Source organism: Streptomyces sp. B21-105 (assembly GCF_036898465.1).
In the GTDB taxonomy this organism is placed as follows: Bacteria; Actinomycetota; Actinomycetes; order Streptomycetales; family Streptomycetaceae; genus Streptomyces.
Genome location: NZ_JARUMJ010000001.1, coordinates 9,099,804 through 9,112,760, shown reverse-complemented (window position 1 = coordinate 9,112,760; position 12,957 = coordinate 9,099,804). Strand labels below are relative to the sequence as shown.

Genomic DNA, 12,957 nt, shown 5'->3' with positions numbered 1-12,957 from the left:
TGCGCGTTTGCCCAGCTCAGGATTCGAACGGCGCAAATACCGGGTAGTGGATATGGCAGCGGACCGCCCGTCCAAACTGGCGCTAACAGCCTTTAGAAGAGCCTGCATGAGACCGCGTTATGGGGCAGCCGCGCACCGCATACTTCGGCCGCACTCTCGCCTTACAGTAAAGCATTCTTTCACTCCGGCCGACATCGGCGTATCACTTCACGGGCACTTTCATTCTAAACAGTTTCTCTGCATTTCGGAATGCAATCTTTTCCTTGTCTTCGCGTGGCAAATCGACTCCGCGAAACCAGTCGGCCTGCTCCTTTATGTCCGCGAACGGGTAGTCGGTTGCGAACATCACTCGATCCACGCTTATGTACTTCAGCAGGAGATCGAGCAGTTCGGTCTGGGGAAATGCGCTGGTTGTGACCCAGAAGTTGTCCTGGAAGTATTTCCCGATGGGCTTCTCGAGCGAGTCTTTGGTTGGCTCGCCCATGTCATTGACGATCCGCTCGTAGTAGAAGGGAAGACCTTCGCCCATGTGGCCGATGATGATTTTCAGTTTGGGGAATCTGTCGAAAACCCCGTACGCGATCATCCGAATGCATTGGGTCAACACCTCCTGGTGCCAGCCATATCCAGACCCACTGAAAATGTAGTCTTGGTACTCTTCCGTGTATTTAGACCGCGTGGTGCTGTAGTAGATCTTGAAGACCTCGTCAGCTGGATAGCCGGGATGCAGGTAGATCGGCACATCGAGAGCAACGGCACGTGCCAGCACAGGCTCGAAATCGGGATGATCGAGATACTTCTTCGCGATGTGTCCGTTGGTCAGTGCGCCCAAGAAGCCATCTTCCCGAACCGAGCGTTCCAGTTCATCCGCCGCCGCCTCCGGGCTCTGCAAGGGCAAGGTGGCGAAAGCCCTGAAGCGGTCCGGATATTTGGCGATTGGCCCGTCTACAAGTTGCCGGTTAAGACGATTAGCAAGGTCGATGCCCCTCTGCCCAGGGACATTTTGCACGGAGGGTGTATGAGCAGAGAGGATTTGAACGTTGAGTCCCCCCGCATCCATATCGCCGATGCGGCGTTGACCTAGATCCGAAAGACCAATTTCCTCAAGGAACGCTATGTGATCCTGATTGATGGAGTTCAGCTTCAACAACGTGGGAGTCGAAAAGGTCTCCTCCGTGCCGATGAAGGGCAGGTCCTGGTCCCGCCGTGAAATGTCCAAAGTCTTGTCCGAAGTCTCGTTCTCGCTCGCTTCCGAGAGAATGGCGTGCGTGGACAAGCCGGCACCAATGCCAAGTGCCGTGCTGGCGGTGAGAAAGCCGCGGCGTCCCATGGGCTTCATGTCAGTCCCTCTCTTCAGGCGTTGGTGTGGTGAGGTATCCGTACGGCATCCGTCTGCGAGATGCTTCAGGGGGTCTTCGCGTCCTGCTCGCGCACCGCGGCAGCGCTCAGGTCGAGGAACCGCTCGCCGGTGCGCAGCGGCTGTGGTGGAGCTGACGACCGTCCGCGTGCGCGCTGTGCGGGCCGGCCGCAGCGGGCCCCGCACTGTTGTCGGCGTGTGACCCCGCATGCGGCGACAGGGAACGCCGTCGCCAGCGCCTTGGTGGCCACCCCGAAACTCCGCAGTGGACTATCAAGTTCCGGCATAGCCCCAACGCTAGGCCCGATTCCGTGCTGTTTCGTCATACTGCGGTCGTCATCCCTCGGGAGACAGGCGGTACGACGTTACTCCGACGGGAGTACTCTCCGGAGCGCCGTTCGACACCCGCACGAGAATCAAGGCCCGTCGCAACTGGGCCCGAAGTCCAGGGGCTGCCGGAAGATTTCAAGTCCAGTGAGACGGTCGTGACTTTATGAGGTTTGTGGTGCGGGTGCCCTGCGCTTTCCCCGGGTGCTGCGTCGACTGCCATCACTAAGCGCTGTCCCGTAAATGATCTTTGACGTGCTGGATGGCCTGCCGTTTCTCCGTCACCCGGCGAGGGTGAGGTTGTGCAGGCGGGCGATGCCGAGCATGGCGTGGTGGACGCCATCGCCCTTGAGGCGGCAGTCGCGGAGGATCTTCCAGGTCTTCATGCGGGCGAAGGCGTGCTCGACGCGGGCGCGGACTTTGCGGTGGGAGGTGTTGTGTTCCTCTTTCCAGTCAGGGAGTTCGGCCTGGCCGGGTTCGCGGCGGTGCGGGATGACCAGGCCGGTGCCTCGGTAGCCGCCGTCCGCGATGACCGTTGTCTTGCCGACGGCGTCCTTTGCGCCGGACAGTTCCCACGCCTTGCAGTCGTTGCGGTTGCCGGGCAACGGGCGGCCGACGGCGACGACGAGCCGGGTGTCGGCGTCGATGATGACCTGGTGGTTGGTCGAGTAGCGGTAGTTCTTCGACTGCTCGGCGACCTGGTGATCGCGTGTGGGGACCAGGGTGCCGTCCACGATCAGCACGGCATCCTTGCGGAACCGCTTGCGTTGCTGGAGGGCGAGCGCCGGTCCGAGGTGGCCGATGATGCGGTCGGCGGCCGACTTCGACACCCCGAACAGCGGCGCCAGTTGGCGCAGCGTGAGGTTGGTCCGCCAGTAGGCGGCGACCAGCAGTACACGGTCCTCCAGCGGCAGGCTCCACGGCCGGCCCTTGCGTACCGGGTCCGCACCCTCGCGCCGCAACGCTGTGATCAGCTTCCCGAACTGACGCGGGCTCAGCCCGGTGAACGGGGCTATCCAGGAAGGCTCCGACGCCGTGATCACACCAGACACAACAAGATCATCTCACCCGTGACCAGCAGTTACGGGACAAGTCTTAGCCTCCGCGTTTCGGTTGGGAGTGATCAGCCGGGCTGATCGCGGCGACCCGTGGTTGTTGGCCGCTTGCCGTCAGGCGAGCATGGCCGAGGCCCGACGCTCGGGTCGGGTGCTCCACCAGGGCCAGGTAGCGGAGATCCGCAGGTAAAGGCGGCGCCCGCCGCGGGTGATGCGGGCGGCTGCGTGCAGCAGCCGGTAGCGGAGCTTCTTCGGCTCGACGGAGGCCACTTCTTCGGCTCGACGGAGGCCGATTCGCCGTTCAGTAGCAGAACTTGGGTTCAGGCGAGCAGGTCGACGGCGGTCAGAGCAAGCTCCAGCCAGGCAGCGTTGATGGCGAAGTGGCGGGAGGGGAAGCGGCCGAGACCAGTGTTCTTGCCGCAGCGGATGCGGTCCTCGACGCGGGCGTGCGCACGGTGGCGGACTTCCAGATGCTGCAGGGAGCCTTCGTCGTGGGGGGTGAGGAAGACCTGGTGGCGCATACCCTCGTCGAGATCGAACAAGGACAACTGGGCGCCGGGATGTGGGCGCTCGCGCCGGACGATGATCCGGGTGCCGTCCGGGTGGTCCGCCAGGTCCACCGTTCCGGTCAGTTCTGCCACGTGTGCAGGGTGCCGTCCTGCTCCAGCGCGGGGTGCCACAGGTGGTCGGGCAGGGCACGGATTGCGCGGCGGACTGGTTCGGTGACGGCGTATCCGACGGAGAAGAAGGTGTGGATTCCCCGCTCGCGCAGTGCTCGAACGTGTGCGAGGAAGACTTTCGCGCCTCCGGCGCTGTCGGCGCGGATGAGGATGTCGGTGCCGTGGCGGTGGGCGTCGGGGATCTGGGCCAAGGCAGCGTCCAGGACTGCGATGTGGTCGGCGGCGGTGTTGGCGCCGGCATTGCCCGGCCGCAGTACCCCGGCCAGGGCTTCGCCGGTGTTGTCCAGGAAGCACAGCAGCGGGTGGTAGCCGTAGCCGCGTTTGTAGGTCGGCGCTGCCTGTTCTTCTCCGAGTGGCAGGTGACGAGGGTGGCGTCGAGGTCCAGGACCAGGCTCGGCAGGTCGCGGCTACCGGCGCGGGCTGCGGGTATGCCGCCGGTGGTCTCAGCGGCCTGGAGCCAGGCGATCTCCCGGGCGACGGCTCTCGCCGAGCGTCGTGGTGCCCTCGGTCGTGGTGACCGTGATCTGCGGGTCGGTCGCCGCGAGGTGGGTGAGCGAGAGCGGCAGGATGGCCGCGCCCGCGCTCAGGAACAGTCCGAGCCGCACCAGTTCGGTACGCGGGACGGTGCCGGTGAGGTCGCCCTCGGCCGCCGTCAGACAGTCCAGGATCGTGCGAGCGTGGCGCAGCAGAGTCAGACCCGCGGGGGTGAGCCGCACTCCGTCAGGGCGGCGTTCGAATAGGGCGGTGCCCGCGCTTCGTTCGAGGGCGGCGGCCTGGCGTGAGACCGCCGACTGTGTGTAGCCGAGCCGGGTGGCTGCTGCGGTGAAGCTGCCGGACTCGGCGATCTGCCGCAGGACTGGAGATGTCCATGCGAGATACGCATACCACAGATGCTTGATCGTCGCTTCCCGCATGCCCGCCGGGTTCCTAGTGTCGATCCCGACGAACACGGACGAACACGGAGGTCATCAGGTGCGAGCAGCAGTTCTGACGCAGTTCGGTGCCCCGCTCACGGTGCGGGAGGTTCCCGACCCCGAGGCCGGCGGCGGCGAGGTGGTGGTCGAGGTCCTCGCCGCCAGCGTGGCGCCCTACGCGGCTGAGGTCTTCAGCGGCGAGCGGAACTACCCCCTGGTCCCTCCCGTCGTGCCCGGGATCGGCGGCGTGGGACGGGTCGTCCACGTGGGCTCCGACGCCACCCGGCTGCGCCCCGGCGACCTGGTGTGGTGCGACTCGACGGTGCGCTCGCGTGATGACGCCTTGACGCCCGACATCACGCTCCAGGGCTGGAGTTCCCGCGGCGAGGGGCGCGCGCCTCGCCCTGTGCCTGCACGACGGTTCGTTCGCCGAGCTCATGCGGGTCCCGACGGAGAACGTCTTCCCGCTCCCCTCAGCGGCGGGGGACGACCCGGCCCGCTGGGCCGCGCTCGGCGTGCACGTCATCCCTTACGGCGGGCTGCTGGCCGGCGGGCTCGCAGCCGGTGAGACGCTGCTCGTCAGCGGGGCCACCGGCAACCTCGGCAGTAGCGCGGTTGCGGTGGCGCTTGCCATGGGGGCGGGCCGCGTGGTCGCCCCAGGCCGCAACCAGGCCGCGCTCGACCTCCTCGCCGATCGGTTCGGTCCGCTCGTGCGCCCGGTTCCGCTCACCGGGGACGAGGCCGGCGACCGCGCGGCGATGTCCGCGGCGGCCGACGGCCCGATCGACATGGTGATCGACCTGCTACCGCCGAGCGCACCCAGCTCGGCAGCGCGCACGGCAGCCATGACCGTGCGCGAATACGGCCGCGTCGTTCTCATGGGCGGCGTCGGCATGCTCGGCGGCGACGACCTCGCCCTCCCGTACCCATGGATCATGCGCAACTCGATCACCGTGCGCGGCCAGTGGATGTACCCGCGTACAGCGAACGTCGGCATCATCCGGCTCCTCGCCTCGGGCACCCTGGACCTCGCCACCGAACGGGTCCGGTCGTTCGGCCTCAACGCCGTCAACGAGGCCGTCACGTACGCCGCCTCACATGGTGGCCCGTTCGACCGCACCACCCTCACCCCACCGGCTCGCTGACAAGCGCGCCTTCGCCTGGCTGCACCAGTTCAAGCGACTCCGCATCCGAAACAGGACGTGTGTCAGGTGCCAGGGCGAGCACGCCACGCATCCTGGAGCGCCGGCTGCACGTCGTCCCCGAGAACGAGGTGTGTCGTCCTGCCCGGCAGGGTGGGCAGCTCAGCCCAGTGAGTCACCGTGTCATCGTCGGCAATGCCGTAGGGCAGACGGACATATCCGTCAGAGTCGACGAAGCAGTCCCTGTGTTCCGTTCCGTCCTCACTGAAGTGCCGAGTCGTGAAGTACATCGGCCTCACCAGCCAGAACGCCTCCTCCACCGCGTTCTCGGACTCAGCGCTGTCAGCCGGGTACCGGCCCGTGATCGCCGCCGCCACCGGTACACCCTCCCGCGGCAGTCGTTCACGTGCGTCAATCCAGGTCGTCTGCGTGTTCAGATTCGCCATCCTTCTCCTCAGTCGAGCGGTCGGATGCCTGTTCCGATCTCGGCATCCGGTAGGACTGCCCAGCGCTTGCGCAGGTTGAGTGAGCCGGGACGAACGCGGACCGAACACTTCCGACTGTCTGCCCTCCCCCTGAACGCAACCTGAACCCGCCTCGAAGTCGGCCCGAACTCAGACAGTCCCAGGTATCACAAGCCCCGACTCGTATGCCACGATCACCAGTTGCGCCCGGTCCCGCGCCCCCAACTTGCCCATGATCCGGCTGACATGGGTCTTCGCGGTCAGCGGGCTGAGTCCCAACGCGTCGGCGATCTCGGGGTTGTTGAGACCGCGCGCGACCAGCGCGAGCACCTGCCGTTCCCGTTCGGACAGCCCGCTCAGCCCGCCCACCGCGGGGGTCGTCCCGGTGTTCGGCGCGCGCAGAAAGCGTGCGATCAGCCGCGAGGTGGGACCGGGCGAGAGGAGGGAGTCCCCCGCGGCCACCGTGCGGATGGCGTCGAGGAGTTCGGCCGGCCTGATGTCCTTCACGAGGAAGCCGGACGCCCCGGCCCGCAGTGCCTCGACGATGTGCTCGTCGGTCTCGTACGTCGTCAGGACGAGCACCTTCACCCCCGCGAGAGCCTCGTCGGCGGCGATGAGCCGGGTCGCCTCGATCCCGTCGAGGTCGGGCATGCGGATGTCCATCACGATGAGATCGGCCCGCGCCGACCGGGCCAGCGCCACGGCCTCCCGCCCGGTGCCCGCCTCGGCGACGACCTCCATGTCGCCTGCCGACGAGACGAGCATCGCGAAGGAGGCCCGTACGAGGTTCTGGTCGTCGGCCAGCAGTACGCGGATGGTCATCGAACCTCGTCCTCCCGGGACAGCGGCAGTGTGGCGGTCACCTCGAAGCCCTCGGCGGGCCCCGGGCCGGCGTCCAGTGTGCCGCCCACGCTACGGGCCCGCTCCCGCATTCCGATGAGCCCGAACCCCGGGGTGCCGTCGGACGGGCCCACCCCGCCGCCCGAGCCGTCGTCCCTGACACTCACCCGCAGTGCGCCGTCCGCGGTCCACAGACCCACTCGCACGGTGAGGTCCTCGCGGCCGCCGTGACGTACGGCGTTGGTGAGCGCCTCCTGCACGATCCGGTACGCGGCGGCGCCCACGGAGGGCGGGATGTCGTCCGCGCGGACGGACAGTTCGACCTTGGCCCCGGCCACCCGGCCGGTCTCCGCGAGATCGGCCAGCCCGTCGATCCCGGGCAGCGGCCCCCGCATGTCCTCGGCCCCGGAAACAGAACCGGACACGGAACCGAGCCCCGGATCCGCGTCCACTCCCACGACCGTGTCATGCGCCCGCAGCACCTCCAGCGTCGTACGCAGTTCCCCCCGGGCGATCCGGCAGGTCCCCGCGATGTCGTCCAGCGCTTGCGCGACGGCCTTGCGGTCGAGGCGCTCGGGGTCGGCGGTGAGGACGTGGGCCGCCACGGACGTCTGCACGCCGATGAGCGTGATGCTGTGGGCGAGCAGGTCGTGCAGGTCACGGGCGACCCGCAGCCGTTCCTCGGCGACGCGGCGCCTGGCCTCCTCCTCCCGGGTGCGCTCCGCCCGTTCGGCCCGCTCGACGACGGAGGCGACGTACAAGCGGTAGTAGCGGACGTCGATACCGACGAACAGGACCGCGATGATCCAGCCGGAGATCTCCAGGGACTCCAGCGCCCCGTCCGAGTTGGTGAGGCCGTTGCTGATCAGTGTCGGGACGAGGACGGCGACACCGGTGAGCAGCGTGCGGCGTACGGTGCCGGTCGCCGCGACGGTGTAGAGCGCCAGGACGATCGCGGGTGTGGGCAGGGCAGGGTTGTAGTCGAAGGCGTAGTACGGAGCCATACAGGCCACCACCCCGAGCAGGGCCACCACCGGACTGCGGCGCCGCCATAAGAGGGGCACGTGCCCGGCGAGCAGCAGCATCCAGCTGAGATGGTCGGGCCGGGTCCCTTCGCCGCCCGTCAGGGTGATGGCTAGGGCGAGCACGGCGACGCCCAGCGCGAGGACCGCGTCATTGCGGGTGCGGTGCGGTGCGGTCAGCGGTTCGCGGTTGATGGCGGACATGATGCGCTCGACGCGACGGGACCGCCCGTCGCCACCGTCCGCCGTCTCCGCCGCCGACCGGTCGCGTACCCCTGTGGTCGTTCCCCGTTCTTCCACGGCTCCATCTTCCGGTAGTCGTGCGGGGGCCTGGGCGCCCCTCCGAAAGGAGAGGCGCCCAGGCAGGCCCGCCGGATCAAGGCGCACGGTCAGCGTGCTCGAATCAGAGCGTTAGATCGAGGCCTTCGGTCTGCGTGCTCAGGGTGCACTGACGGTTTCCGGCTGCCGGGGCGGCTCGGCCGGTCCGCCCCTTCCGCTCGACCCGGCCGGTTCGGCCGGCCCGGGCTGCCGTGAGAGCACGCCCGGCCACCACACCTTCCGGCCCAGGGCCACGCTGGCACTGGTCACCAGATACGTCCGTACGAGGAAGGTGTCGAGCAGGACGCCGACGGCGATCACGAAGCCGAGCTGGACCAGCTGCACCAGGCCCATGTTCGTCAGCACGGCGAAGGTCGCGGCGAGGACGAGTCCGGCGGAGGCGATGACGCCGCCGGTGGTGCGCAGCGCGGTCAGTGCCGCCGTGGCCGGTTCCGCTCCCGCCAGGGACTCCTCCCTCATCCGGTGCATGAGGAAGATGCCGTAGTCGACGCCGAGGGCGACCAGGAACACGAAGGACAGCAGTCCGAGCCCCGGATCGGTGCCCTTGAGGCCGAGGAGCGGTTCGAAGACCAGTCCGCCGATCCCGAGGGAGGCGCCCCACACCGCGACGACCGCGGCCACCAGGAGCAGCGGTGCGACCAGACTCCGCAGCAGCCCGATCAGGACGAGCATCACGAAGACGAGGACGAGCGGTACGACGATCTTCGTGTCCCGGGCGTTGGTGTCCTCCAGGTCGATCTGCTGGGCGCTGTCCCCGCCGACGTAGGAGCCCTTCAGTTCGTCCCGCAGGGACTTGATGGTGGTGGTCTCCCCCGCCGACTGGGGTGCGCTCTTCGCGAAGACGGAGATCTCAGTCCAGCCGCCTCCCGTACGCCCCTTCTCCGCGCTGCCGACGCCCGGGGTGCCGCGGACGGTCGCGAGGGTCTCGTCGACGCGCCCCTGCGGGGTGATCACGTCGATGGGCTGGCTGCCGCTGTCGGGAAAGGCCTTGGCAACGGTCTCCATCGCGACGACGGACTCTGGCTTCTTGACGAAGGAGTCCTCCTGCTTAAGCGCTCCCGGCAGGTTGAACGAGCCGAGGGCGAGGGCACCGAGCAGCACGGCACCGCTCGCGAGTACCGTCAGCGGCCTGCGTCCGGCAGAGCTGCCCATCGCCGAGAACAGGCTCCGCCGCTGCTTGGGCGTGCTCCCGAAGGCGGGCACGAGCGGCCAGAACACCCGCCGTCCGACCACTACGAGGACGGCGGGGAGCAGGGTCATCATCGCGATCAGCGCGCACAGCACACCGACGGCGCCGAGCGGGCCCATGCCCCGGCTGCTGTTGAGGTCGGCGGCGAGCAGGCACAGCAGTCCGGCGGCGACGGTGCCGGAGGAGGCGAGCACGGCGGGCCCGCAGCCGCGCAGGGCGGCGACCATGGCCTCGTACGGTCGCTCGATGCGCCGCAGCTCCTCCCGGTAGCGCGAGACGAGCAGCAGCGCGTAGTCCGTGCCCGCCCCGAACACAAGGATTGTCATCACACCCGAACTCTGCCCCGAGACGGCCGTGCCGAAGGCCTGGTTAAGGCCGTAGGCCACGCCCATCGACATGTAGTCGGCGATCCCGGCGACGACGAGGGGCACGAGCCACAGCACGGGGCTGCGGTAGATCAGGATCAGCAGTACGGCGACGACGGCGACGGTGGTGTAGAGCAGCGGTCCGCCGAGCGAGTCGTAGACCGCGCCGGAGTCGGTGCCCAGCGCGCCGGTGCCGCCCACATCGACGCTCAACCCGCCTTCGCCCTGGGCGACTTCGCGGACATCGGTGACGAGCTTGTCCTGCTTCTCCTCGTCCGCCCCGGGATCGTTGCTGGCGACCGGGTATATCAGGGTCGTGCCGTCCTTGGACGGAATCCCGTCGGGAACACCGTCGATCAGCTCGTGCTCCCGGGCGATCTCCGCGACCTGCCCGGCCGCGGTCTCCCGGTCGGCGGCGCTGAGCCCGCCGTCCCGGTGGTAGACGAGCACCATCTCGGTGGTCTCGCCACCGGGCAACTTCTCCTCGATCTTCGCCGCTTGCGTCGAGTCCGCGCTCGCCGGCAGGTAGTCGGTGACCTTGTCGTGCTGCACATCGGCGAGCTTCGCCGCGAACGGCCCGACGAGCGCGATCACCGCAATCCACAGCCCGAGCACCGCCCATGGAACGGCTCGCCCGCGCCCCGGCCCCAGCCTCGTCGTAGCGGTTGTCTCTCCGGCCCTCATCGACCGATCTCCCTCCGGGTGACGTCTGCTTCCGTCCCCAGACTTCCGGTCAGAACCACGGCTTTCGTCGGGCGGGAGGGCGAGGTGACGCGTACTGCCGGGGGTGACGGCGGCTGCGGATTACTCCCTGGGGAGTAGGAGGTCGTCTTCTCCCGTTGTTTCATCCCGGTATGCAGCTTTGATCCGGTGATGTCGGGTCGCGCTAGGAGACGGTGTTCTCGCTCGAGGACTGCGGCGTGCTCGACGAAGCTGCGGTCCACGTACAGGATCGCGTTCGTGATCTCGCCCAGATCAGACGTAGTGCGAAATTGGAGGGCCTGGTGGTCGTCGAATTGGTCCTCTGCCCCAGGCCTTCCACTCGCCGTCGAGAGGATCGACCGTGACCCCCGACCACGACATGCTGTGGCCTCGATGCGCTCATCTGGGTCGTGTCCTGCTGCCGTTGGTGGACCAGAGCCATGGCGGCAGGCTCGTCGCCACGAGAACCTGCAGGCCTGGGGCATCGACACGACGGCAGGCGAGAGACTGATCGAGATCTTCGCGGCCCTGGCGACCCATGCTGTCGCAGTCGACACTTCATTGTCCGCAGCAGAATTAGATGATCTGTCCCTCAAGGCCGTAGCCGAGGCGGCGACTGGCAAGCGCGACTACGAACTGCTCGCCGGGCTCCCGAAAACCTTCGCCGACGACCGTGACGGACACGCCATCAACATCTTCCGCCTGCACGTCTACAGAGGCGGCCAGTACAGCCACCGGCTCACTCAGCTGAGCACGGAGCTGCGCCATGCACTGCTCGTCCTCGCCGAACGCGCGCCGATACGGTTACCCACGTGTGGGCACGTCTTCCGCCGGGCGGCCGAGGCTGGCCTGCCGCAGTGAGATCAGACGAGCTGAGTTGCTTGCTTTTGAGCCGGTCATGACATGCCAGTCTGTGGGGTTTCGGTGTTTGCCCAGCTCAGAAACACGGCTGGTCGACGGCTGACGGCGCGGCCTCGCCGTGGCGGCTTGCCAGGTGGAGCCGTCGTGGTGGTGCGATAATGAGGCCGGTTTGAAGGCCCGGTGACCTCTTGGTGGGACTGCTGACCGTCAGCGCCGAGACGATCGGTCGCGTTGGGCCTCGCGGGAGGCCAGCTGTCCGCTCCTGCGGGAGTTTCGGCGGGTGATGCGCCTGGTCATAAGGGTGATCGCGGCCCAGGTGATGAGCGATTCCGAGTGCTGGATGAGCCGTTCATAGTCGCGCGCGTGCCGACGGACGTGCATGACCCAGGCGTGTGAGCGTTCGACGACCCAGCACCGGGGCAGAACGACGAACGCGGAGGCATCGTTCGGGCGGCTGACGGTCTTGATCGTCAGGTTCAGGTAGGTCTTCGCCCAGGTCACGAGCTGTCCGGTATAGGCGGAGTCGGCCCAGACGATGGTGATCTCGGGGTGCATCAGCCGCAGCCGGAACAGCACTTCCTTGGCCGCGTTGCGGTCGGTCATGTCGGCCGGGGTGACCATGACGAACAGCGGCAGACCCTTGGTGTCCACGACCAGGTGCCGCTTACGGCCATTGATTTTCTTGCCGGCGTCGTAGCCGCGAGAGTCCTTGCCGACGGTCTCGGCGGCCTTGATCGACTGGGAGTCGATGACGGTGGCGACCGCTCCGGGCGCCTTGCCCATCTCGCGGCGGATCCGCTTGCGGAGCTGGTCACGGATCTGCCCGATGACGCCAGCGGCAGCCCAGCGGGCCATGAATCCGTAACACGTGCGCCAGGGCGGGAAGTCCTTGGGCAGGGCCCTCCACTTGCATCCGGTGTCGACGACATAGCGGATCGCGTCGACGATCTCCCGGCGGGGGTGCTTTTCTGGACGGCCGCCCGCCTTCGTTTCGCAGGCCGGTGTCGGCAACAGGGGTTCGAGCAGGGCCCATTCGTCGTCCCAGGTGTCGGAGGGGTAGCAGCGTCGCCGTGACAACGTTCCCTCCCTGAAAGACGGGGCGGGGCCGGCCGCTTCGCGGCCGGCCCCGCCGGTCAGGCGTCGGTGAAGTCGGCGATGACGTCGAGTGTGGACTCGACCGAGTTGAGCTGGGTGTTGAGGTGTTTGATCCACCGTCCCTTGGGCTGGAGGACGGCATGTGGGGCGACGGTCCCGGTGATGAACCTGCGGATCTCGGTGAGCTTCCCACGGATGACCGCGACCTCGTATGCCTGGAGCTCGGCGGGGTCGGCGCAGAACTTGTAGCCGTCCGGGCGGGTCCAGATCAGGGGAGGCCCCCCGCGTTCGGTGATGGTGTCCCGCAGGCAGGCCAGGCCCGAGCGGGTCTGGTGGGGCGACAGTTCGCTGGACCTGACCAGTTGGTTGAAGGTCAGACCGGCCGGGCGGGCCTCGAAGAGCACGAACCGGACGGTGTCGGCGTGTCGTGGGGCGGCGGGTGATCTGCGCTCGGAAGCGCGGGGCATCGCCTACTCGCCTTGCAGCAGACGTGCCAGCTCGCCGTCGACGTCCACCTTGCCGGTGTCGACTGCGGTCTCGATCCAGTCCAGGGTCGCCCTGACACGGGCGACGTTCTCGTGAACGATGGTGCGTTCGTCGTCACC

At 67.6% G+C, this 12,957-nt stretch carries 10 protein-coding genes and 4 pseudogenes; 2 read left to right on the top strand and 12 right to left on the bottom strand.

The genetic code is table 11. The features are described from left to right. Nucleotides 1-202: 202 nt before the first annotated feature. The 5 genes and pseudogenes from QA802_RS40840 to QA802_RS40820 form a co-directional block, all read right to left on the bottom strand. Entirely contained in the window at nucleotides 203-1,339 is a 1,137-nt protein-coding gene (locus tag QA802_RS40840) for an amidohydrolase family protein (RefSeq protein ID WP_334534103.1), read from the bottom strand. Between the two features lie 65 nt (nucleotides 1,340-1,404). Beyond that, on the bottom strand, nucleotides 1,405-1,644 hold the full coding sequence (locus tag QA802_RS40835) for a hypothetical protein (protein ID WP_334534100.1): 240 nt from the start codon (nucleotides 1,642-1,644) through the stop codon (nucleotides 1,405-1,407). Between the two features lie 321 nt (nucleotides 1,645-1,965). Further along, on the bottom strand, nucleotides 1,966-2,736 hold the full coding sequence (locus QA802_RS40830; protein ID WP_334534097.1) for a transposase: 771 nt from the start codon (nucleotides 2,734-2,736) through the stop codon (nucleotides 1,966-1,968). 117 nt (nucleotides 2,737-2,853) lie between these two features. Next, a pseudogene (locus QA802_RS40825) lies at nucleotides 2,854-3,921 on the bottom strand (IS1380 family transposase); the annotation flags it as partial. Then, nucleotides 3,914-4,333, bottom strand: a pseudogene (locus QA802_RS40820) (LysR family transcriptional regulator); the annotation flags it as partial. The pseudogenes QA802_RS40825 and QA802_RS40820, both read right to left, overlap by 8 nt. A 58-nt stretch (nucleotides 4,334-4,391) precedes the next feature. Between QA802_RS40820 and QA802_RS40815 the strand changes: the two are divergent. Further along, nucleotides 4,392-5,478: pseudogene (locus tag QA802_RS40815) on the top strand (alcohol dehydrogenase catalytic domain-containing protein). Between the two features lie 62 nt (nucleotides 5,479-5,540). On the opposite strand, the gene QA802_RS40810 reads toward QA802_RS40815, so the two are convergent. The 4 genes from QA802_RS40810 to QA802_RS40795 all read right to left on the bottom strand — a co-directional run bounded on the left by QA802_RS40810 (nucleotide 5,541) and on the right by QA802_RS40795 (nucleotide 10,378). Further along, nucleotides 5,541-5,921, bottom strand: coding sequence for an AQJ64_40280 family protein (locus QA802_RS40810; protein WP_334534094.1), 381 nt, complete (start codon nucleotides 5,919-5,921; stop codon nucleotides 5,541-5,543). A 168-nt stretch (nucleotides 5,922-6,089) separates the two neighbouring features. After that, nucleotides 6,090-6,761 carry a response regulator gene (locus QA802_RS40805; protein WP_334534092.1) on the bottom strand — a complete coding sequence of 224 codons (672 nt, stop codon included), beginning with the start codon at nucleotides 6,759-6,761 and terminating at the stop codon, nucleotides 6,090-6,092. Continuing rightward, on the bottom strand, nucleotides 6,758-8,101 hold the full coding sequence (locus QA802_RS40800) for a sensor histidine kinase (protein ID WP_334534089.1): 1,344 nt from the start codon (nucleotides 8,099-8,101) through the stop codon (nucleotides 6,758-6,760). Before QA802_RS40800 ends, QA802_RS40805 begins: the two co-directional genes overlap by 4 nt. Nucleotides 8,102-8,239: 138 nt before the next feature. Continuing rightward, nucleotides 8,240-10,378 (bottom strand): MMPL family transporter, encoded by a 2,139-nt coding sequence (locus QA802_RS40795; RefSeq protein ID WP_334534087.1) that lies wholly within the window; start codon nucleotides 10,376-10,378, stop codon nucleotides 8,240-8,242. A 411-nt stretch (nucleotides 10,379-10,789) separates the two neighbouring features. On the opposite strand from QA802_RS40795, the gene QA802_RS40790 reads away from it, so the two are divergent. Further along, nucleotides 10,790-11,257: a hypothetical protein gene (locus QA802_RS40790; protein WP_334534084.1), complete on the top strand. Its 468-nt coding sequence runs from the start codon at nucleotides 10,790-10,792 to the stop codon at nucleotides 11,255-11,257. A 207-nt stretch (nucleotides 11,258-11,464) separates the two neighbouring features. Here QA802_RS40790 and QA802_RS40785 read toward each other — a convergent pair whose 3' ends face one another. The 3 genes and pseudogenes from QA802_RS40785 to QA802_RS40775 form a co-directional block, all read right to left on the bottom strand. Beyond that, entirely contained in the window at nucleotides 11,465-12,334 is an 870-nt protein-coding gene (locus tag QA802_RS40785; RefSeq protein ID WP_334534082.1) for an IS5 family transposase, read from the bottom strand. Between the two features lie 56 nt (nucleotides 12,335-12,390). Then, the gene (locus QA802_RS40780) at nucleotides 12,391-12,819 is read right to left on the bottom strand and encodes a RacP protein (protein ID WP_334534080.1); all 429 of its coding nucleotides are present in this window, start codon (nucleotides 12,817-12,819) and stop codon (nucleotides 12,391-12,393) included. A gap of 3 nt (nucleotides 12,820-12,822) precedes the next feature. After that, nucleotides 12,823-12,957: pseudogene (locus tag QA802_RS40775) on the bottom strand (DUF6192 family protein); the annotation flags it as partial.